Origin of the sequence: Paradevosia shaoguanensis, from assembly GCF_016801025.1 — a bacterium.
GTDB lineage: Bacteria > Pseudomonadota > Alphaproteobacteria > Rhizobiales > Devosiaceae > Paradevosia > Paradevosia shaoguanensis.
Genome location: NZ_CP068983.1, coordinates 2,108,550 through 2,130,210, shown reverse-complemented (window position 1 = coordinate 2,130,210; position 21,661 = coordinate 2,108,550). Strand labels below are relative to the sequence as shown.

The window sequence follows — 21,661 nt, the reverse complement described above, 5'->3', positions numbered from 1 at the left end:
GATTCGCGAGCGGGAGACATGATGTCGGTGCCATCCGGCGCTTGGGTAAAGATTTCGGCCGGAAGCCTGGTGCTTGCGACGGCTCTCATCCTCGCCCCCGCTCTCTACGCCCAGTCCGAAACGCCGGCACCCCAGCCGACCGAGACGCCCGCTCCGGTGACGCCCGATGCGGGCCTTCCAGCTACGGTCGATCCGCTCGACGTGGCCCCGCCGCCGGGCACGCCCGTTACCGCCGCGCCGACCGAACACACCGAGGAATCGGGCCAGGCCGCGCTCGACGAAATCGAAAAATCCATCACCGTTTCCAAGGAGCGCGCCGACGAGCTGCGCCGGGAAATCGAGGAGATGTCGGGCGACCGCACCAAGCAGAACGCCGCCCTGATCGCCGCTGCGCAGCGGGTCAAGATGGCCGAGATCGAAGTCGCCTCGATGGAAGACAAGATCGGCGATCTCATCGTCCAGGAGCTGGAAGTGCGCGGGCGCCTCGATGGCGCCGATACCGACATGGCCAATGTGCTGGCCGCGCTGGAGCGCGTCTCGCGCAATCCGCCACCCGCTCTCCTGGTTGATCCCAACAACGCGCTCAATTCGGCCCGCAGCGCCATCCTGATGTCGGCCATCTTCCCGCAGCTTCACGCCAAGGCCGAAGCCGTCAGCACCGATCTGCGCCAGCTCGGCGAGATCAAGGCCAAGGCCATCGAGGACGAAAAGACCCTCAAGGCCAATTATGCCGTGCTCGAGGAAGAGCAACTGCGCATCGCCACCCTCATCGCTGCCCGCAAGAAGGGCGTCGACCAGATGACCGCCCAGCTCGCCCAGGAAGAGCAGGAAGCGCTCTCGCTCGCTGCCCGCGCCACCGATCTCAAACAACTTGTCGCGAGCTTGCAGGCCAAGGCGACCGACGTCGCCAGCACCGCGCCCAAGACCGACGGCACCGCTGCCGCCTCGACCATGACGCCCGATGCCATCCGCGTTGCGCTGGCCAATACCAACCGTACCGAACCGGCAATTCCCTTCGACGCCGCAAAGGGTTACCTGGCCCTGCCGTCAGCAGGAACCAAGGCCGTCGACTTCGGCTCCGGTGACGGTTTCGGCGGCATCGCGCAAGGCCTCTCCCTCCTCACCCGCGAGGACGCGCAGGTGGTGGCGCCGGCCGACGGCTGGGTGATGTATAAGGGCCCCTACCTCAATTATGGCCAAATCGTCATTCTCAATCCCGGCAATGACTACACGATCCTCCTCGCCGGACTTGCGGCGACTTCAGTCAATATCGGCCAGTTCGTCATGATGGGCGAACCCGTGGGCACGATGGGATCACATACAATTGGCCGGACCGTGACCACCAATGCTGGCGGAACCCGCCCGACCCTTTATATTGAGCTGAGAAAAAGCAACGCGCCCATCGACCCGACGGGATGGTGGGCCCCGAACCCGACGCAAAGTGGATAACTCCTGATGAACCTGTCGCCTGTTCGCGCCGCCGCACTTGCGTTCGCGCTCACGCTGCCCACACTGCCTGCGGCGACCTTCGCGCAGGAGCAGCCGGCCCCGCCCGCCGACGTTACCAAGGACGCCGACGCCGCCGAAAAGGCCAAGCTGCGCGACCCCTCCGAAGTCTATTCGGACCTCAACCTCTTCGGCGAAGTCTTCGATCGCATCCGCGCCGAATATGTCGACCAGCCCGACGACAAGGAACTGATCCGTGCCGCAATCCGCGGCATGCTGACCTCGCTCGACCCGCATTCGGACTACCTGGCGCCCAAGGACTACGCCGATACGCAGGAAGACGTCTCCGGCCAGTTCGGCGGTCTGGGCATCGAGGTGACGATGGAAAACGACGTCCTCAAGGTCGTCTCGCCCATCGACGACACGCCCGCCGCCAAGGCCGGCATCCTGCCCAACGACTTCATCGTCCAGATCAATGGCGCGGACGTCCAGGGCATGGCGCTCGATGACGCGGTCGCCAAGATGCGCGGCACCGTCGGCTCCAAGGTCAAGCTCACCGTGGTGCGCGAAGGCCAGGACAAGCCGCTCGAATTCGATCTCACCCGTGACATCATCGCCATGCGCGCCGTGCGCATGAGCATGGAGGGCGACGTGGCCGTGCTGCGCCTGTCGCGCTTCTCCGAACAGGCCTTTGTCGGCATCAAGAAGGCCATCGACGATGTCTACAAGGAGCGCAACGGCGTTGCGCCCAAGGGCATCATCCTTGACCTCCGCAACAATCCGGGTGGTCTCGTCGACCAGGCCGTATTCGTGGCCGACGCCTTCCTCAAGCAGGGCTCGGTGGTTCTGACCCGTGGCCGTTCCGAGCAGGAAAGCGGCCGCTATGACGCCAAGCCGGATTCGCTCGACGCCAAGATCGCCGACGTGCCGCTGATCGTCCTCATCAATGGCGGCTCGGCCTCGGCGGCCGAAATCGTCGCCGGCGCCCTCCAGGACCACAAGCGCGCCACGCTGATCGGCACGCGCTCGTTCGGCAAGGGCTCGGTGCAGTCGATCATCTCGCTCGGTGAAAACGGCGCCATGCGCCTCACCACCGCCCGCTACTACACGCCGAACAACCGCTCGATCCAGGCGGCCGGCATCCAGCCTGATATCGTCATCACCGAGAACGTTCCGGAAGAGTTCAAGGGCCGCGACGAGATCATCGGCGAGGCTGCCCTGCCCGGCGAAATCGGTGGCGGCACCGAAGAGAAGGCGACGACCGGTTCCTCGGTCTACGTGCCCGCCAACAAGGAAGACGATACGCAGCTCCAGTACGCGCTCAAGCTCATCAACGGCGAAGAGCAGAACGCAGCGTATCCGCCCAAGAGCGACCAGCAGACCATCGCCAAGGTTAACTAATTCCGTGTTAGAAACTGCTGGCCGGGGCGGGTGCTGATTCGGCACCCGCCCCGGCCAGTTTTGACCTATCGAACGGAATGGCCATGGCCGACGAGCTGAGCGCTCCCCTCAGTCGCAAGACCGACAGGATCCGCAACGCGCGCGCGGCCCGCCGCACGCTTCGCCTGCCACTGGCCCGTATCGGTTTCGCGCTGATCGTCCTTATCGTCGGCGCGGTCGTCCTGCGCCTCCTCCTGGTGAACGACCCGCAGGGCGGACGCCCCCAGGCTTCGGCCGATATCAACAGCAGCCGCAACGGCAATGCGCTGGCGAGCCAGGTGTCTTCGCCCAGCATCGCGACCATCACCGCCGATCCCGAAGAGCGGCCCGTCACCAGCGGCGGCGCGCAGATCATCTCGGTCGATCCCAACCTCGCCTCGGGAGGCAATGCCGCCCTCGGGACTGAGGCCAACGACTTCGGCGTCGTGCCCGATCTCGCCGAGGAAACCCAGAACGGCCCGATCCCGCGCATCGCCGCCGATGGGCGCACCCCGTTCGACGTCTATTCGCGCGCCTCGATCACCCCGGAAACGGCGGGCGGCAAGCCGCTCGTGGCGCTGATCATCACCGGTCTCGGCCTCAACCAGGCTACGACGCTGGAGGCCGTCGACAAGCTGCCCGGCCCCGTCACCATGGCCTTTGCGCCCTATGGCAAGACGCTCAACGTCACCGCCGCCGCGGCCCGCAATGCCGGGCACGAGCTGCTGCTGCAATTGCCGCTCGAACCCTTCGACTATCCGGACAACGATCCCGGCCCGCAGACCCTCCTCACCGGCCAGCAGCCGCGCGCCAATATCGACAAGCTCTATTGGCTCATGACCCGGATCGGCGGCTATGTTGGGGTGATGAACTATATGGGCGCTCGATTCACCTCCACGGGCTCGGACTTCGCCCCGATCATGGAAGAGCTCGGCACGCGCGGGCTCGGCTATCTCGACGACGGTTCCTCCAACCGCTCGCTCGCGCCCCAGCTCGCCAGCGCCAACAAGGTGCCCTTCGCCCGCGCCGGCAAACTGCTGGATACCAATCCGGCCCGCGAGCCGATCCTTGCCGCGCTCGAAGCGCTCAAGGCCGAGGCAGTGGCGAACGGCTCGGCCATCGGCGTCATCTCGGCGCTGCCGGTTTCCATCGCCACCGTTGCGGAATGGGCCGCGACGGCCGAGGACAAAGGTGTCATTCTGGTTCCCGCCAGCGCCCTGATGAAACGGTAAACGCCTATGCCTAAACCCATTCGTGAGAACATGCCCTACCGCGACTGCGTCGGCGTCGCCGTCTTCAATCGCCGGGGCCAGGTCTTCATCGGCCGCCGCAAGCCGGAGGACGATCCGGAAGACAGCTCCGAAATGGGCGCCCCCTGGCAGATGCCGCAAGGCGGGATCGACAAGGGCGAGGCCCCGCTCGAAACCGCCCATCGCGAGCTCTTCGAGGAAACCAGCATCCGCTCGGTCCGCCTCATCGCCGAAGCGCCGGAATGGATCTATTACGACCTGCCCGACGAAGCGCTGGGCGTCGCGCTCAAGGGCAAGTATCGCGGGCAGCGCCAGCGCTGGTTCGCCTTCCTCTTCACCGGGGACGAGGCCGAGATCAACGTGCTGGAGCCCGGCCAGGGCCAGCACCCCGCCGAGTTCAACGCCTGGCGCTGGGAAGAACTCAAGCGCATGCCCGACATCGTCGTCGAGTTCAAGCATGACGCCTATGAACAGGTCGTCGCCGCCTTCGCCGATATTCCCGAGCAGGTGAGCGATGGTTGAGATCCGGCGCCTCAAGGAAACCGACCGCGACGCCTGGCGTCGCCAGCGCCTGCTGCTCTGGCCCGGCCATGTCGAGGCCGAATTCGACACCGACATAACCCAGATGCTCGCCAACCCCGACACGCCTACCTTTGGCGGCTTCGAGGGCGGCGAACTGGTCGGCTTCGCCGAAGCCTCGGTGCGCCCTTATGGCGCCGGCTGCGAGACCTCGCCCGTCGCCTGGCTCGAAGGCATCTACGTCGCCCCGAGCCATCGCCGCCAGGGCCTGGGCCGCGGGCTGGTCGATGCCGTCGCCAGCTGGGCTCGCGAACGGGGCTTCTCCGAAATGGGCTCGGACGCCGCCATCTACAACACGACCTCGCACCTGAGCCATGCCGGCTGGGGCTTCGAGGAGACCGAGCGCATCGTGCTCTTCCGGCGGAAGCTCACGTGAAGACCATCGGCCTGATCGGCGGGATGAGCTGGGAGTCGACGGCGCACTACTACGCCGTCATCAACCGCGAGACCGCGCGCCTGCGCGGCGGCCTGCATTCGGCCCCGCTCCTCGTCCACTCGGTGGACTTCGCCCCTATCGAGCAATTGCAGCGCGAGGGCAATTGGGAGAAGGCCGGGGAAATCCTCGCCGATATCGCCGTCTCGCTCGAAGCGCAGGGCGCCGGCATCATCGGGCTGGCCACCAACACCATGCATATCGTGGCCCCGGCCATCACCGCCCAGCTCACCGTGCCCTTCGTCCATATCGCCGACCCGACGGCCGATGCGCTCCTCACGGACGGCTACGACACCGTGGGGCTCCTCGGCACCCGCTTCACCATGGAAATGCCCTTCTATCGCGAGCGGCTGGAAGCGCGCGGCCTCAAGGTGCTGACCCCCGATGTCGACCGCACCAACCTCAACGGCATCATCTACGAAGAGCTTTGCCTGGGCATCATCCGCGAGGAGAGCAGGACGCTCTACGTCAACGCCATCGACCGGCTGGCCCATCGCGGCGCGCAGGCGGTGATCCTCGGCTGCACCGAGATCGACATGCTGATCGACGACAGCAATTCCCCGCTGCCGGTCTTCGATACGACCGACCTCCACGCCAAGGCCCTGGTCGCCGCGGCACTGGCCTGAGCCGCGCCGCGGCGTGAGGCTAGAACTCCGCCCAGTCCTGCCCGACCGCGACCTTTTCCTTGCCCAGATAAGTCTTGGCCGCAACCTTGACCCGTTCCTGCAGAGCGCGAACCGGCAGCTCGACCGAGCGCTCCTCGGTGTGGAACTCATCGACGATCTTGTCGAGTTCGGAAGCCTGCGCCTCGGTCTGCTCGATGGCCGCGTTGGTCTCTTCGACCAGCGCCGCATTGTGCTGGGTCATCTCGTCGAGCTGGCGAACGGCGGTCGAAACCTCCTCGATCGCGCCGGCCTGCTCGCGGCCCGCCGAGGCGATGCCTTCGATCAGCGCCGAGTTCTCCTTGACCGCATCGAGCATGGCCACGAGCTTGCTCGCTGCATCGGCGACGAGCCGCGACCCGCCGCCGACTTCGCTCGCGCTCTGTTCGATCAGCGCCTTGACCTCGGCCGATGCGCCAGCCGCACTCTGCGCCAGCCGCCGCACTTCGACGGCCACCACGGCAAAACCCTTGCCCGCGTCACCTGCCCGCGCCGCTTCCACCGAGGCGTTCAAGGCCAGAAGATTGGTCTGGAAGGCGATGTCGTCGATCATGCCGATGATGTTGGAGATCTTGGAGGAAGAGGTCGTGATCTTCTCCATCGCCTCGGTCGCCCGGTTCATCACCTCGCCGCCTTCGCTGGCGGTCTGGCTGACGCTGCGTGCCTTGGCGCTGGCGGCCTCCGCCCGTTTGGCGTTCTCGACGACGGTCGTGGCCAATTGCTCCATGGTCGCCGACGTCTCCTCGATCGTCGCCGCCTGCTTGGTGGTGCGTTCGGAAAGATCGTTGGCGCCCGAAAGGATTTCGCCGGTCGCGGTCTTGAGCGCCCGCGAGGTCGTGCGCAGCCGCGCCACGATGGCCGTCATCTGCTCGAGCGACTGGTTGAACGCCACCCGCAATTCCTCGTACTGGCCGGTGAACTGCGCATCGATCCGCCCGCCGAGGTCGCCCCGCGCCATGCGCGCCAGGCTGTTCTTGAGCTGATCGATAATGCCCTCGGCCTTCTTGCGCTCGGTAATGTCGGTGGCGAACTTCACCACCTTGACCGGCTTGCCGTTGGCATCGAGCACGGGGTTGTAGGAGGCCTGTATCCAGACCTCGACCCCGCCTTTTCCCAACCGCCTGAACTCGGCGGCAATGAACTCGCCCGAGCGCAGCTTGGCCCAGAAATTCTCGTAGTCCCGGCTCGCCGCATAGGCGGGATCGACGAACATGCGGTGGTGCTTGCCCATGATCTCGTCGAGCCGGTAGTTGAGCGTGGCGAGGAAGTTCTCGTTGGCCGTCATGATCGTGCCGTCGAGCTTGAACTCGATCACCGCCTGCGACCGCGAGATCGCGGCGATCTTGCCCTCCTGGTCCGCCGCGACGTTCTTCTGCTCGGTGATATCGGTGGCGAACTTGATCACCTTGCGCGCCTTGCCGTGCCTGTCGAGCACCGGGTTGTAGCTCGCCTGCAGCCAGATCTCCCGCCCGCCCTTGCCGAGCCGCCGGTATTGCGCCGACTGGAACTCGCCGCGCGCCAGCTGCTGCCAGAAGGTCGCGTAGGCAGGCGAGGCGACCTCGGTGGCATCCATGAACATGCGGTGGTGCTGGCCCACGATCTCTTCGAGCGTGTAGCCCATCGTATCGAGGAAGTTCTTGTTGGCCGTGAGAATCCTGCCCTCGAGGTCGAACTCGATGACGGCCTGCGAGCGCATGATCGCATTGAGCTTGCTGCGATCTTCATCATGGCTGGCGCCGCGCGAAATGAACGGAAGCGATGTCAATTTGTCCCCCAAACGTAATCGGAATACCGACGCTGGATTGATTGGCCCCAGCATGGCGACTTGTGCGGAACGGGCGTGTTTATGCTCTCGTCTGTAGTTTTGCCGATCCGTCTCGTTTGCCACGCGCAAACGAAACGGGGGCGCCCGAAGACGCCCCGCTCGTAAGATCGACATAGAAAAGCGAAGCACAATCCTGTGCTTCGTCCTCAACAATTAAACCGACAATTGTAGTCATGGCCCGCCGCAAAGCAGAAGTAATGCCTCAACTATGCGACGCGGCTCTTAACGAAGGCCTTCTGAAAATATTGCGCGACTAATATTTCAGAGCCCAAAAGCAAAATGCCGGCGCGTGGCGCCGGCATGAGCTGAACCCGAAGGGCAATCCCGAACGATCAGGAAAGGACGCCGATGACGGCCTCGATCCGCTTCTTCATCGTGCCGGCATCGAACGGCTTGATGATGTAGTTGTTGACGCCCGCCGAGATGGCTTCCTTGACCTGCTCCTTGTCGGAGCGGCCGGTTGCCATGATGAAGGGCATGGCCTGCGTCTTGGGATGCTTGCGGATGACCTTGAGCAGCGTCAGCCCGTCGATATCGTCCATGTTCCAGTCGGAAATGATCAGATCGACATTGGTCTTTTCGAGCTTGCCCAATGCATCGCGGCCGCTTTTGGCCTCGTGGATGTCTTTGAAACCGAGCTGGGTCAGGATGTACTTGCAGATGCCCCGCATGGACTGCTGGTCATCCACGACCAGAACGCTCACTGCACTCGCTTTTGGCATTACGAAAATCGCCTTCTGTGCGCCCTAGAAAGTCCGCTTCTGGACAGGGCTTCGCTCGGAAAACCCTAGGCAGAAACCGTTACAAATGTCTCAACCGGGCTGTTTGCATTATGCAGCACTGCGAAGTTTCACCAGCGCATTGGCCAGTTTGCCGGCGATTGCCTCGAGCGGGGCCTGTTCGACCACCGCGCCTTCCTCGAACGCCACGCGCGGCATGCCGTAGACGAGGGCCGAAGCCTGGCTCTGCCCGACGGTATAGGCGCCGGCATCGCGCATCATCTTGAGGCCGCGCGCGCCATCGCGCCCCATGCCGGTGAGGATGGCCCCGACGGCCATGGGACCGACGGTGCGGGCGACGGATTCGAAGAGCACGTCGACGCTCGGGCGATGGCCGGAGGTCAACTCGTCCTGCGACAGGCGGCACTTGAGCTGGCCAGAGGACCGCTCGACGCGCAGGTGATGGTCGCCCTTGGCGACATAGGCGTGGCCTGCCTGGAGCGGCATGCGGTCTTCGGCCTCGACCACGGTGAGCTCGGTGACCTCATCGAGCCGGGCGGCGAAACGGCCGGTAAAGCCCGGCGGCATGTGCTGGGCAATGACGATGGGCGGGCAATCAGGCGGCATCTGGCTCAGGACCGCGCGAATGGCCTCGACACCACCGGTGGAAGCGCCGATGGCAATGACGGCACCGAGCGGGGCGGCAGCAGTGCGCAGGCCGACCTTGGGCGGCTCGACGCGCATGGCGCGGCCACGGACGTCGCTATGGGCAGCGGCACGAACCTTGTCGCGGAGTACGGCGCCGAAGGCATCGAGCCCGCCCGAGAGGTCGGCGCCCGGCTTGGCGGCGAAATCGACGGCGCCCAGTTCGAGCGCCAGCAGCGTCTCGCTGGCGCCCTTCTTGGTCAGGGTCGAGACCATGACCACCGGCAGCGGATGGAGACGCATCAGCTTTTCGAGGAAGGCCAGCCCGTTCATGTTGGGCATTTCGATGTCGAGCGTCAGCACGTCCGGATTGAGCGTCTTGACCTTCTCGCGCGCCTCGATCGGGTCCTGCGCGGTGCCGACGACGACGATGTCGCCATCCTTGGCGAGGGTACGCGACAGCAATTCGCGGATGAGGGCGGAATCGTCGACGATCAGAACCCGGATGCTCATGCCGCTTCTCGCTTCTGGCCTTGCTTGAGTTGGTAGATGGTCTTGCCGACAAGGCGGAAGCCCTCGGCGCCCGAGCCGAGATTCTCGGAATGGCCGATATAGAGGAAGCCTTCCGGCGCCAGCATCTTGCCCAGGCGCGAGAACAGCCGCCCCTGGGTGGGCTTGTCGAAATAGATGGCCACGTTCCGGCAGAAAATGGCGTCGAACGGGCCGCGCATCGGCCAGTCGGTGATGAGGTTGAGCGGCTTGAACGCCACGAGCGAACGCGCGGCGGTCGGCACGCGGATCATGCCGTCGCCATTCCGCTCGAAGAGCGCGGCGCGCTGGGCGGAGAGGCCGGAAAGCTCTGTCTCCGGGTAGACCCCGGTCGCGGCCTTGGCAATGACATTGGTGTCGATATCGGTGGCGAGGATACGGAAATCCCAGCGCTTGAGCTCGGGGAACTGGTCGAGCAGCGATACGGCGACCGTATAGGGCTCCTGGCCCGTCGAGCAGCCCGCCGACCAGATGCGCAGGCGCGGGCGGCCGTCCGGACCCACGCGCGGGCGGCGCGCGACGAGGTCGCGGACGTAATCGGAAAGGTGCGCGAAATGGTGATCCTCGCGGTAGAACCGCGTGAGGTTGGTGGTCAGCGCGTTGACGAAATCCTGGCTGTCCTGTGCCGTGCCGGCATGCTCGAGGAAATCGACATAATCGTCGAAGCTGGCCAGACCCATGCCGCGCAGGATCTTGGAGAGCCGCGAGACGACAAGCGTCCGCTTGGCGTCCGACAGTGAAATGCCCGCGACCTGATAGACGCGAGCCTTGATGCGCGAAAACTCGCGATCCGAAAGCGGGTATTCGCCCTGTTCCATTTCATCCCCTGGCTTCTGCCGGTGGAATCGAGAGCGCTTCTTGTTCGGCTCAGGTTCGTTCAGGCGCGGCTGGCGCCAAGCGTCCTGCCTGCCGCATCCCCGACCTGGGAAACCTGGTTTTCGAGCCGCAGCAGCGCGCTGCTTCCTTCATCCAGTACCTGGGCGATAGTGTCGGTCTCATTGCCAAGATTGCGTAAATGCTGATCGATCTCCGCGATCATTTTTTGCAGCATCTCGGTTTCGGCCACGCCCTGCCCCGACTGCGCCTGGCCGCGACCGACGAGTTCGCGGATTTCGCGGGCCGAGCGGTTGGCGATCTGGGCGAGGGTGCGCACCTCTTCGGCGACGACGGCGAAACCCGCGCCCTTCTCACCGGCCCGCGCCGCTTCGACGGCGGCATTGAGGGCGATGAGGTTGGTGCGGAAGCTCACGTCCTCGATGGAATTGACCATGCGGGCGATCTGGGTGGTGACCGCATCGACGCCGCCGATGGCGGCGAAGGTGCGCCTGGCCGCCTGGTCCGCATTGCCGGCGAGGCTGCGCACTTCCTTGCCGGTATCACGGGCCCGGCTTGCGGCGTCGCGCCCGGCGGCGACGCTGGCATTGGCCTTGCCGGCATCGGCCCTGGCCTCGGCCGCGGTGACGGCGAGGCGCTGGGCCTGCTGGTGATAGGCTTCGACCAACTCGCCGACCTTGTGGAGCTTGCGCTCGGCGATCTCACGGCCCTGAGCCTCCTCCTCGCGGGCGCCGTCGAGCATGAGGAGTGCATCGCGCACGCCATTGGCCAGGGCATCGATGCCGCCATTGCCGCGCTGCGGGCCGATATCCTCGCCCTGAAGCAAGCGACCGATACCGGCGACGCCGCGATCGATGGCTTCGAGGCCCTCGTTGAGGACGGCGAGTGCGGGCGAGGCTTTGACGGAGCCGGCTTCGAAGCGGAAGCCGGTCTGGCCGCCGATGAGGGCCTGGCCGAAGGCATCGAGGTCGTCATCGGCGATGTAATGGCCGGCGGGAACGAGTTCGAGCGCGGTGCCGCCGGCATTGGCGGATCGGTGAGCCTGGTAACGGCGGCCGGCAAGGGTCACGAGGCCGGACGCAGCGGCGAAGCCGCCGGCCTTGGCACCCGGCACGAGCGTGGGCGCGAGTTCGGCGAGGCCGCCGGAAACGGCGAGGATGGTGCCGTCGGCGTCCGAGAGCAGGAACGGGTGGTCGAGAGCGGCGAGACCGGCGAGCAGCGCGCTCGAGCGGTCGTGGGCCCGGTCAACGTTTTCACGCAGCCGCGCGACTTCGGAGCGGGCGGCCTGGCTGGCGTGACGCCATTGGGCGAGGAGGAGGAAAGCGGCGGCAAGAGAGAGGACCAAAGCGGTCGCGACGCCGGCGAGCGGGCCGAACAGCAGCGAGGCCGCCACCGCCAGGATGACCGCCCCAAACCAGACCGCGTTGACCAGGATCGGCCTGGCGCCTGATTGCCCCTGCAAGATGAATCGTGAGCCCCGAATATGGGGGTTACACTAGATGGGTTATGGTTAACCAAGTCTTGTTGGGAGGCAGGGCCTACTCGGGGAACGCTGACCAGATCGGGGCGCTTACGGCGCGAGCGAGGCCAGTGGATAAGCAGGCGGGGATAGACCGTCGGGGCGACCGGACAGGGCGAAAAATCGAGTCGTGAAACTGTTTCACGGCGTTTGATGCGTTTTTTCGCGCTTTTCTCGCGATCCAGAGAGACATAACTCATTGATTTTGTTAATGTTGATGCTCTAGACGGTCCCTCGAATCGTTAAATTTTGACTCAATTTCGGGCAATCTTTGACGATCTTTTGCGGGTTTTGGCCCGGTTTTCGCGCAATTCGGACCATTGTTTCGCCTCCCCGCCGACTGCATTCGAGCACAGATGGGCGAGCCCGGCTCTGGCAGTTTAACCGGGCTCAAGCGGGGGTGGATAAGTTGGCACGGACTAGGGTCCGTACTCAACAAGTCCCGGCGCTCGCAGAGTGCTTATCTCCCCATCCGCCAGATTCCAACGGACGCGCTGTCCGTCTGCCGCGCCACACCCACCGAACTTCCCCGGCCGCAAAGCCGGGGCCCACGGATTGCTCCACTCGAGTGGAGGGTGGCAATGGGCCCCGGATCAAGTCCGGGGAAGTCCCGTGGGTGCGGCGGCCATCGCAACAACCTCATCTACCGGTGCAATTGAGTACGGACCCTAGAACAGTTCGATGTCGTCGACCGGGGCGCGGACGGGTGCGCGGCGGGTGACGAGGGCGAGTTCGTCGTTGACGATGCGGGCATTGTCGGCGCTGTCGAGGCGCTTGACGAAGGCGCGGCCGGAATAGGGCTTGAAGAGCACGCGGCGGGCGAAGGTGCCGCCGACATCGATGCCGGCCAGGGCATAGCCTTCATTGGCGAGGAATTCGCGGACGAATTCGATATTGCGCGCGCCCACATCGTTAAGCGCCGCATTGATGTTGCCGCCGCCGAAGACCTTGATCTCGAGATTGGTCTTGCGCCCGGTGCCGCGCGACAGGACCATGTTGATGAGCTGTTCCATGGCGAAGGCGCCATAGCGCGCCGAGGCGCCGAACTTGTCGCCGCCGGAATTGGGCGGCTCGGCGAGAAGGAAATGGTTCATGCCGCCAACCCGGGCTTCGCGATCGCGCACGCAGGCGGAAACGCACGAGCCGAGCACCGTCGAGTAGGTCAGTTCCATATCCTTGGAGACGTGGCAGTCGCCCTGATGAACGGTGGTGACCACCCCGCGATCGAATTCCGGGGGCAGCGAATTTGTAGCGACCATAGACCTTCAACCCTCCTGGGTTCGTCCGCGATCCTTGCGGAAAATCGTTATGGAACCGCTAACCACCGGAATCGCCGGGGCAAATCCGCAATAGTCTGGAAACGCGCGGTTTAGAAATGCCCGATAGGGTGGTGTGGTCGTATGGGGCTCACTTATGTCTTTGCTCAAACTTGCTGCCGAGCTGGAAGAAACCGCTCGTCAGACCGCCGAAATGGTCGATGGCGTCTTTCACGCCCTCGCCACCCTCTCGGATACCGCCATTACCAGCGAACAGGCCCGCGCCGACTCGATCTCCCAGATCGTCCAGGCGCTGCAGGCGCAGGATCGCATCGAACAGCGCTGCCGCAACCTGGCCATCGCCACCCGCCACTTCGCCCAGATGCCGCCGACCGCTTCAGAAGAAGCGCTCGATGCCGTCTGGCACTCGTTGCAGATGGACGAATTGCGCATCAATTCGCTGTCCGGCGTCGCCAAGCGCGTCGTGGGTGGCGAACCCGAACTCTTCTGACCGTGAGGCCGGACCGCCGGCCCTCCCTCACGGCAAATCGAGAGAGCAAAAGAAAGGGCGCCTTGCGGCGCCCTTGATGTTTTTCCGGTGCTGAGAAAGTCAGCCGTCGAGACGGGCGCCCGAGACGACCTGGTGCAGGTCGATGAGGCCGACCATGCGGCTGTCATGGGTGACGATGCCGTTGAGAAGCTCTGTATCCACCGAATTGCCTTCCGGCACCGGATGGATTTCCTCGCGCGAGACGGTGAGGATGTCGCTCACGGCGTCGACGAGGATGCCGACCCACTTTTCGCCCACCGACATGACCACGACGACGTGGTTCTTAGTGGCCGTGGTCTGGCCGTCGCCGAAGCGCGCGCGCAGGTCGAAGATCGGCACGATCGTGCCGCGCATGTTGATGACGCCGCGCACATAGGGGCGGGTATTGGGAAGCGGCGTCGCCCCGTTCCAGGCGCGGATCTCGCGCACGGTGGTGATTTCCACGCCGTAGGTCTGCTCGCCGATGGAAAAGGCGATGAACTGGATGGTGTTGGCCGCGCCTGAGGCGGAATTGCCGGTCAGGTCGTCTCTGAGATCAAATGCTTCCATAATCCTTGCCTTCTGGCTTTAAGCTGCGTTCTTGTGGAGGGCGGAGGTCTTGAGGCCCTGCACATCCACGATGAGAGCGACATTGCCGTCTCCCAGGATGGTGCCGCCGGCGATCCCCTCGATACGCTCGAAGTTCTCTTCGAGGCTTTTAATGACGACCTGCTGCTGGCCGATGATTTCGTCCACGATCAGGGCGACCTTGACCGAGCCCTCCGCTTCGCACAGCACCACGAACCGGTTCTTCTCGTCGGCCTCGGTCTGCATTTCAAAGCGCATCGCCAGGTCCACGACCTGCACGTATTCCCCGCGCACCTGCAGCACGCGCGCCCCGCTCGGCACCCGGCCGAAATCGGCGCGGCTGCATTGCATAGTCTCCACGATCGAGGAGAGCGGGATGACGTAGGGGTTGTTGGCGACCTTGACCAGCATGACGTCGAGCACCGCCAGCGTGAGCGGCAGGCGCAGCGTCATGCGGGTGCCCAGCCCCGTGCGCGAACGCACATGGACCGAACCGCCGATCTTCTTGATGTTGGAGAGCACGACGTCCATGCCCACGCCGCGGCCCGAAATGTCGGACACGGCGGAGGCCGTCGAGAAGCCGGGCGCGAAGATCAACTGGTCGATCTGCTCTTCGGTAAGCTGCTGCTCGGGCGCCACCACGCCGCGCTCGCGCGCCACGTCGAGCACTCGATCGCGGTTGATGCCGGCGCCATCGTCCTCGACGATGATGAGGATGTTGCCGCCCGCCTGCTCGGCCGACAGCGTGATCGTGCCATGCTCGGACTTGCCGGCGGCGAGGCGCTTTTCCGGTGTCTCGACGCCATGGTCCGCGGAGTTGCGGATCATGTGGGTCAAAGGATCGGAAAGCTGCTCGATGATCGTCTTGTCGATTTCGGTGTTCTCGCCGATCATCTCGAGACGGATCTTCTTGCTGGTCTTGCCGGCCAGTTCGCGCACGAGGCGCGGCATGCGCGAGAAGACCGATTTGACCGGCTGGGCGCGGATGGCCATGACGGCGTCCTGGAGGCCGCGCGTGGTCTGGGCCAGCACTTCGAGGCCGCGCACCAATTCCTGGTAGCGGGCGCGCAGATTGTCATCGAGCTGCTGGGTGAGCATGGACTGGGTGATGACCAGTTCGCCCACCATGTTGACGACGCGATCGACCTTGTCGAGATCGACGCGGATCGACTGCACGCCGGCCGGGCGATGCCCGCCTTCCTCGCCGCCCTGGGCGGCTTCGGCCAGCGGCTGGATGACCTTTTCAGGCTGCGCGGCAACGGCGGCACGCGCGGCGGCCGCCGGCTTGATGGTCTCGGCCAGTTCGGCGAAGGACAGCACCTGCGCGTCTTCGCCCGAGGTCGCCTCGGCACTGGCGAAATCGGCGTCGAAATCGTCCTCGTCCAGATCACTGATCCGCGCGGCGACGACCGGCTCGCCGGTCTCGTCGCGCATCACCGGGTTGGCCAGCTCGACGATCGAGATGTCGCAATCGCCCTCGACGAATTCAAAGACCTCGCGGATCGCGGCTTCACTGAGGCCCTTGGCCGAGAGGGTGATCTCCCAGCTGCAATAAACCCCGAACGGCTCGAAATCGGAGAGCGGCGGAATGTCGGACGGCACGGCCTTGATCGCGATGTCGCCGAGCGCAGCGAGCTCGCGGAAGAGCAGCAGCGGATCATTGGCGCGGGCATAGAGCGCGCGATGCGGTGCGAAACGGATTTCCCAATGGCCGTCGGCCGGCTCGAACGGAATGCTCTCGAAGGCATCCGAGACCAGCGCGGGCGCAGGCTCCTCGCCTTCGAGGTTGACCATGACCGGGACGAAATCGATGTCGAACTCTTCCATCGGCTCGCCGGACATGTCGTCGTCCTCGCCGCGGCAGAGCGCGTCGAACCGCGCCTTTTCCTCGGCGCCGTGCTCGGGATCGAGCGGGGTGCCTTCACGCGCGGCGGCGACGAAATCGGCGACGATATCGTTGGCGCGGATGCAGAGCGCCACGACCTCGTCGGTCAGCTCCACGCGCCCGTCGCGTACGTAGTCGAGGAGGGTTTCGAAGGCATGGGCAAAGCCCACCAGGCCCGAAAAGCCGAAGGCGCCGGCGCCACCCTTGATCGAGTGAATGGCACGGAACACGGCATTGAGCCGGTCGGCGCCGCGTTCCCCGTCCTCGATGGCCGAGAACTGCTCCTCCAGGTCATTGAGAAGCTCGGAACATTCGTCGAAATAGGTAGCCTTGAAGTCGTCGAGGTCGCTCATAGTCGCTCGTTTGAACCCTTCTGGGTTGGAGCTTTGGTCAGTCTTGGGCCGGCACTATTTCAGTGCACGACCTTCTGGATAACGCTGATCAGCTTGTCTGGGTCGAAGGGCTTGACGATCCAGCCGGTGCCACCGGCCTGCTTGCCCTGGTCGCGCTTTTCCTGGCTGGTCTCGGTGGTGAGGATCAGGATCGGCAGGCTCTGATGATGGCCCGAGGCGCGCACGTGCTTGATGAATTCGATGCCGTCCATGACGGGCATGTTGATATCGGTGATCACGACATCGACGTCTTCGGTCTTGAGGACATCCAGGCCCTGCTTGCCATCCTCGGCCTGCAGCACCTCGAAACCGGCATTGACCAGCGTGTGCCGGAGCATGGCCAGGATCGTGCGGCTGTCGTCGACGGTCAAAACGCGCATCAAATCATCCTTTCACGAGGCCGGCGAACTGCTCGCCCAGGCCCAGCCTGTCGACGGCCGCCAGCATGGTGGCGCTCGGTTCGACGACGGCGAATTCTGTGCTCTGCCGGCGCGCGGTCTCGGCCGCGCTCATGAGCAGGAACAATGCATTGGTGGAAATCCGCTCGACCCCGGCGCAGGACACGGTCGTGGCGCCCTGCTCTACGGCGTCGGCCAGAAGGTCACGCACGCTGTCCAGCGCGTCGAGATCGACGATCGCCGGCAATGCGACGGACTTGCCATTGATTGTGGCCATCGATCCTTTGCCCCCAAGGTCTGACCGGATGAGTGCCGGCAGTCTCCATGGGAAGCGTTTAGGAAGTGCTAAAGGGCAATGCCGTGGGAGCGTCAGATCGCCGCTTCGGGCAGGCGGGCCGCCGCCACCACCTCGCGGATCGCCTCCACGCGCACGCCGCCGAAATCGGCCGGCGACCATTGCGGCTTCTGGTCCTTGTCGACGAGCACGGCGCGCACGCCCTCGCAGAAATCGGGCTCCGCCACGAGATAGCGCGCCAGTGCGAAATCGAGCGCCAGCACGTCGTCGATCCCCCGCATGGAGCGGGCGGCGCGATGGCTCTGGAGAATGGCTTCCAGGCTCGTGGGCGAGCGGGTGAGGAGGGTCGTGCCCAGCCGCTCCTCGGTGCCGCTGCCGAGCGCGGCATGGACCACCTGCCCGGCGGTGGCTTCCTCGAAGACGAGTTCGAGCGCATCGGCCGCCTCGCAGAATTCGGGCTCCCCCGGCTCGACGCCTTCGGACTGCATGAGGGTGACGATGGTCGTCTCGATATCGGCCGCCTCGCTGGCGACGACAAGCTCGGTCTTGATCCCCGCCATCGCCTCGGGCTGCACGACGCAATCGGTGAGGCCGAGGGCGAAGGCATCGGCGGGGCCGACCGGGATGCCGACCATGAGGAAGGCGAGCGCGCGATGCGGAAGCGCACGGGCAAGGATGGCGTTGACGCCGGTATCCACCACGAAGCCGATGGCGGCCTCGGGCATGGCGAAGCGCGACTGCATGCTGGTGAAGCGGAACTTGGCATGCCCGGCAATGCCGATGCCCCCACCCATGACCGCGCCATGGGTCAGCGCGACGACGGGCTTCTCGTAGCCGGCGATCAGCGCGTTCATGGCGTATTCGGCGCCGAAATAGGCTTCGGCCTCGGCCTGGCGACCCGAAAGCATGTACTCGCGCGCGGCACGGACGTCCCCGCCCGCGCAGAAGCCACGATTGCCGTTGCCTTCGAACAGCACGGCGCGCACGGCATCGTCTCCCCGCCAGGCTTCGAGCGTTTCGACGATGCTGGCGATCATCGGCCCCGAAAGCGCATTGATGGCTTCCGGGCGGTTGAGGGTGATGATGCCGAGCCGTCCCTCGGTGGTGGTTTCGATCAAGCCAGTCAAATCAGCCTCCAAGCCTTTGGCCCTATCTCACACATGGACATTTGAGCGCGCAACGGCTAGGCCCTCATCCACGTTCCCGTCAGCGCCGGTGCGCCTGCCCGAAAAGACGAAGATTTAGAGAAATCACCATGTCCTCAAACGTATCCCTGACGGGCCTTGCACGCGATCTCAAGGCACGGGCCGATAGCGGCAAGCCGATCCGCGTGGGCGTGATCGGCTCGGGGGAAATGGGCACGGACCTGGTGACGCAGGGCATGCTGATGGAAGGCATCCAGATCGCCGCCATCTCGACGCGCCGCCCGCATACCGCGCTCGACGCCGCCCGTATCGCCTATGGCGAGGACGGGCATGCGCGCGAGGCGAATACCGCCTCCAAGGTCACCGAGACCATCGAGGCCGGCAAGATCGCCGTGACCTCCAACGACCTCCTCGTCACCAACCCGCTGCTGGACGTCGTGATCGACGCCACCGGCAAGCCGGGCGTCGCCGCCGATTTCTGCCTCTCGGCCATGGAGCACGGCAAGCACCTGGTGATGATGAATGTCGAGGCCGACGTCACCATCGGCCCCTATCTCAAGAAGGAAGCCGACCGGCTCGGCGTCGTCTATTCGGTAGGCGCGGGCGACGAGCCGTCGTCCTGCATGGAACTGATCGAATTCGCCTCCGCCCTCGGCTACCGCATCGTGTCGGCCGGCAAAGGCAAGAACAATCCGCTCAACCATGACGCGGTGCCCGACGATTACCGCGAAGAGGCCATCCGCCGGAACATGAACCCGCGCATGCTGGTGGAGTTCGTGGATGGCTCGAAAACCATGGTCGAGATGTGCGCCATCGCCAATGCCACGGGCCTGGTGCCCGACGTGCCGGGCATGCACGGGCCCAATGTCGACCGCGATAACCTTGCCAAGGTGCTGATACCCGAAGCCGATGGCGGCGTGCTCAAGAAGAAGGGCGTCGTCGACTATACGATCGGCAAGGGCGTGGCGCCGGGCGTGTTCGTGGTGGTGGAAGCCGAGCATCCGCGCATCATCGAGCGCATGGACGACCTCCATATCGGCAAGGGGCCGTATTACGCCTTCTTCCGCCCCTATCACCTGACGAGCCTGGAAGTGCCACTGACCTGCGCGCGCATCATGCTCTACGGCAAGCCGGACATGGTGCCCCTGGCCCAGCCGATGGCCGAAGTCTGCGCCGTCGCCAAACGTGATCTCGCCGTAGGCGAGACGTTCGATGCCATCGGGGAAACCTGCTACCGCTCTTATACGATGACGATCGGGGATGCCCGTGCGGCCCATGCCGTGCCGGTGGGCCTCCTCGAAGGCGGCAAGGTGCTGCAGCCGGTCAGGAAGGGCGAGCTGCTGACCACCCGCAACGCCACGCCCGATACCGGCACCAACCTCTACCGGCTGCGCCAGCGGCAGGACCAGATGTTCGGTATCGAGACCTAATCGAGCGGCTTGGGATAGCTGATGCGCGGCGGCAGGCGGTGATGCAGCACCGCGACCGCCACGAGGCACGTGGCCCCGGCCATGACCGCACCAGCCAGCGTACCCGGCGCGATGGGGCCGGCCACCGCTACCAGCGGCACGGCGCCTGCCGGCGGATGCGTGACGCGAAAAACCAGCATGGCGGCGATGACGACGCCCACGCAGATGGTTGCCACCCACCAGTGATGCTCGGGCCAGAGCAGGATGGCGATCGCGGCAAGCACTACGGCCAGCGCATAGCCGCCGAAGACATTGGCCGGCTGCGCCAGAGGCGAGCCCGGTTGGGCGAAGAGCAGGACCGCGGTGGCGCCGAGCGGAGCGATGAGCATCGGATAGCCGGTCAGCGCCGCGATGGCGCCCACCATGGTGAGGCCGATAATGGCGCCGATGCCCGATTTGAGGTGCATGACCTGCGAGCCCTTGGGCTCATGCCTGGCAAAGAAACGGAACAACGGACGCATCTGGACAGTGCCGCGGGTGGGAAGGGCCGCCTAGATAACAGGCCTCCCTTGCCGCCGTCAGGGGCAGGATGCGGAATTTTATGGGCATTGTGTCGCGGTTTTTGGCAACGCGTTCTAGGGTCCATACTCAATCAGTCCCGGCGCCGCCGGAGCGCCTTATCTCCCCATCCGACAGTCTGCCGCGCCACACCCACTGAACTTCCCCGGCCGCAGAGCCGGGGCCCACGGATTCCTCCACTCGAGTGGAGGATGGCAATAGGCCCCGGATCAGGTCCGGGGAAGTCCGGTGGGTGGGCGGCTATCGCAACCTCATCTACCGGTGCAATTGCGTACGAACCCTAGGGCTTGAGCGCGATCTTGCCCGGACGACCCGGCACGGCGCTGGCTGCCGCGGCCTCGCCGGCCTTTTCGAGCGGATAGCTGGCCGCGATCGGCAATTGCAGGCCACCGCCTGCCGCCAGCGCGATAAGCTCGGCCACCATGGCCGCGCGCTGAGCCGGCGACAGCAGCGGCGCCCGCTTCTGTCCCCAGAAGCCGCGGACCGTCGCCTGCTTGAAGAGCAGGTTGGCCGGACTGATGACCAGCGGCTTGCCCGACATGGCCCCGAAGGAGACGAGGACGCCGCCTTCGGCAAGGGTCGACATGATCTCATCTGCCGCTTCCCCCGCCACCGAATCCACGGCGCGGATGATGGGCGCCCCGCCGGTGATGGTCGCGACACGCTCCTGCCAGCCGGCACTTTCCGTCGAGACGCCATTGGCGATGCCGAGCGCTTCGAGTTCGGCAACGCCCGCATCGCGCCGCACGAGATTGACGACGTTGACGCCGCGCGCCCTGGCGAGCCCGGCCAGCGTCTTGCCGACCGCGCCATTGGCGGTGTTCTGGATGATCCAGTCGCCTGCCTTGACCGCGAGGTCATCGAGCAGCATCACCGCGCTCATCGGCATGGAGAGCAATTGGCAGGCGAGCTCATCGGGCACCGCATCGGGCATGGGCACGAGGCGGCGCGCATCGGCGAGGAAATATTGCGACCAGAGGCCCAGCCCGTTGAGCGCCACGCGCTGGCCGGGTTTGAAATCGGTGACGCCTTCGCCCAATACATCGACGACGCCCAGCGCCTCGGTGCCCGGCGTGGCGGGGAGTTCCGGCTTATAGCCATAGGTGCCGGCAATGGTCGACAGATCGTGGTTGTGGATCGGCGAGAGCACGAGGCGCAGTCGAACCTGGCCGGGACCGGGCTCGGGCATGGGCCGCTCGGCCGTGGTGAGGACTTCCGCCGGATTGCCGAATTTTTCGTAGATGACGCTGCGCATGAAACCCTCCAGGGGAAATCGCTGGGGCGAGCCAAGCGCCCAAATCATGG

21 protein-coding genes are annotated in these 21,661 nt (G+C 65.1%); 8 read left to right on the top strand and 13 right to left on the bottom strand.

What is annotated here, in order from left to right; genetic code table 11:
• The first annotated feature begins 69 nt into the window (after positions 1-69).
• From JNE37_RS10065 to JNE37_RS10040, 6 genes are all read left to right on the top strand, one after another.
• A complete protein-coding gene (locus JNE37_RS10065; RefSeq protein ID WP_203066146.1) occupies positions 70-1,449 on the top strand; it encodes a murein hydrolase activator EnvC family protein in 1,380 nt (459 codons plus the stop codon).
• A gap of 6 nt (positions 1,450-1,455) precedes the next feature.
• Positions 1,456-2,847 carry a S41 family peptidase gene (locus tag JNE37_RS10060; protein ID WP_035037156.1) on the top strand — a complete coding sequence of 464 codons (1,392 nt, stop codon included), beginning with the start codon at positions 1,456-1,458 and terminating at the stop codon, positions 2,845-2,847.
• 83 nt (positions 2,848-2,930) lie between these two features.
• Positions 2,931-4,097, top strand: coding sequence for a divergent polysaccharide deacetylase family protein (locus JNE37_RS10055; protein WP_203066145.1), 1,167 nt, complete (start codon positions 2,931-2,933; stop codon positions 4,095-4,097).
• A 6-nt stretch (positions 4,098-4,103) separates the two neighbouring features.
• Positions 4,104-4,637, top strand: a complete 534-nt coding sequence (locus JNE37_RS10050) for an RNA pyrophosphohydrolase (RefSeq protein WP_182399142.1) — start codon at positions 4,104-4,106, stop codon at positions 4,635-4,637.
• Positions 4,630-5,070 carry a GNAT family N-acetyltransferase gene (locus JNE37_RS10045; RefSeq protein WP_203066144.1) on the top strand — a complete coding sequence of 147 codons (441 nt, stop codon included), beginning with the start codon at positions 4,630-4,632 and terminating at the stop codon, positions 5,068-5,070. The genes JNE37_RS10050 and JNE37_RS10045 overlap by 8 nt, the downstream gene beginning before the upstream one ends.
• Entirely contained in the window at positions 5,067-5,753 is a 687-nt protein-coding gene (locus JNE37_RS10040) for an aspartate/glutamate racemase family protein (RefSeq protein ID WP_203066143.1), read from the top strand. The genes JNE37_RS10045 and JNE37_RS10040 overlap by 4 nt, the downstream gene beginning before the upstream one ends.
• 19 nt (positions 5,754-5,772) lie before the next feature.
• Here the strand turns inward: JNE37_RS10040 and JNE37_RS10035 are convergent, their stop codons facing one another.
• From JNE37_RS10035 to JNE37_RS10010, 6 genes are all read right to left on the bottom strand, one after another.
• A complete protein-coding gene (locus JNE37_RS10035) occupies positions 5,773-7,485 on the bottom strand; it encodes a methyl-accepting chemotaxis protein (RefSeq protein WP_425511504.1) in 1,713 nt (570 codons plus the stop codon).
• Positions 7,486-7,946: 461 nt separating this feature from the next.
• Positions 7,947-8,318 carry a response regulator gene (locus JNE37_RS10030; protein ID WP_035037170.1) on the bottom strand — a complete coding sequence of 124 codons (372 nt, stop codon included), beginning with the start codon at positions 8,316-8,318 and terminating at the stop codon, positions 7,947-7,949.
• Positions 8,319-8,444: 126 nt separating this feature from the next.
• Complete coding sequence (locus JNE37_RS10025; RefSeq protein WP_203066141.1) at positions 8,445-9,491, bottom strand: protein-glutamate methylesterase/protein-glutamine glutaminase; 1,047 nt, start codon at positions 9,489-9,491, stop codon at positions 8,445-8,447.
• Positions 9,488-10,345 carry a CheR family methyltransferase gene (locus JNE37_RS10020; RefSeq protein WP_203066140.1) on the bottom strand — a complete coding sequence of 286 codons (858 nt, stop codon included), beginning with the start codon at positions 10,343-10,345 and terminating at the stop codon, positions 9,488-9,490. Before JNE37_RS10020 ends, JNE37_RS10025 begins: the two co-directional genes overlap by 4 nt.
• Positions 10,346-10,404: 59 nt before the next feature.
• Complete coding sequence (locus JNE37_RS10015; RefSeq protein WP_203066139.1) at positions 10,405-11,823, bottom strand: methyl-accepting chemotaxis protein; 1,419 nt, start codon at positions 11,821-11,823, stop codon at positions 10,405-10,407.
• A 725-nt stretch (positions 11,824-12,548) separates the two neighbouring features.
• Entirely contained in the window at positions 12,549-13,139 is a 591-nt protein-coding gene (locus JNE37_RS10010; protein ID WP_052015883.1) for a chemotaxis protein CheD, read from the bottom strand.
• 154 nt (positions 13,140-13,293) lie between these two features.
• Between JNE37_RS10010 and JNE37_RS10005 the strand changes: the two genes are divergently transcribed.
• Positions 13,294-13,647: a hypothetical protein gene (locus tag JNE37_RS10005; protein WP_035037182.1), complete on the top strand. Its 354-nt coding sequence runs from the start codon at positions 13,294-13,296 to the stop codon at positions 13,645-13,647.
• 99 nt (positions 13,648-13,746) lie between these two features.
• Here the strand turns inward: JNE37_RS10005 and JNE37_RS10000 are convergent, their stop codons facing one another.
• From JNE37_RS10000 to JNE37_RS09980, 5 genes are all read right to left on the bottom strand, one after another.
• A complete protein-coding gene (locus tag JNE37_RS10000; RefSeq protein ID WP_035037184.1) occupies positions 13,747-14,235 on the bottom strand; it encodes a chemotaxis protein CheW in 489 nt (162 codons plus the stop codon).
• An 18-nt stretch (positions 14,236-14,253) separates the two neighbouring features.
• Positions 14,254-16,491 (bottom strand): chemotaxis protein CheA, encoded by a 2,238-nt coding sequence (locus JNE37_RS09995; protein WP_203066138.1) that lies wholly within the window; start codon positions 16,489-16,491, stop codon positions 14,254-14,256.
• Between the two features lie 59 nt (positions 16,492-16,550).
• Positions 16,551-16,910: a response regulator gene (locus tag JNE37_RS09990; protein ID WP_035037218.1), complete on the bottom strand. Its 360-nt coding sequence runs from the start codon at positions 16,908-16,910 to the stop codon at positions 16,551-16,553.
• Between the two features lie 4 nt (positions 16,911-16,914).
• On the bottom strand, positions 16,915-17,205 hold the full coding sequence (locus JNE37_RS09985) for an STAS domain-containing protein (protein ID WP_035037188.1): 291 nt from the start codon (positions 17,203-17,205) through the stop codon (positions 16,915-16,917).
• Positions 17,206-17,297: 92 nt separating this feature from the next.
• Complete coding sequence (locus JNE37_RS09980; RefSeq protein WP_203066137.1) at positions 17,298-18,350, bottom strand: enoyl-CoA hydratase/isomerase family protein; 1,053 nt, start codon at positions 18,348-18,350, stop codon at positions 17,298-17,300.
• 128 nt (positions 18,351-18,478) lie between these two features.
• Between JNE37_RS09980 and JNE37_RS09975 the strand changes: the two genes are divergently transcribed.
• Positions 18,479-19,798: an NAD(P)H-dependent oxidoreductase gene (locus JNE37_RS09975; RefSeq protein WP_203066136.1), complete on the top strand. Its 1,320-nt coding sequence runs from the start codon at positions 18,479-18,481 to the stop codon at positions 19,796-19,798.
• Here JNE37_RS09975 and JNE37_RS09970 read toward each other — a convergent pair.
• Together JNE37_RS09970 and JNE37_RS09965 are read right to left on the bottom strand one after the other, a co-directional pair.
• On the bottom strand, positions 19,795-20,298 hold the full coding sequence (locus JNE37_RS09970; RefSeq protein ID WP_035037193.1) for an HPP family protein: 504 nt from the start codon (positions 20,296-20,298) through the stop codon (positions 19,795-19,797). The two genes, JNE37_RS09975 and JNE37_RS09970, sit on opposite strands and share 4 nt — an antisense overlap.
• Before the next feature lie 338 nt (positions 20,299-20,636).
• Positions 20,637-21,611, bottom strand: coding sequence for a zinc-binding dehydrogenase (locus tag JNE37_RS09965; RefSeq protein ID WP_203066135.1), 975 nt, complete (start codon positions 21,609-21,611; stop codon positions 20,637-20,639).
• Positions 21,612-21,661 lie beyond the last annotated feature (50 nt).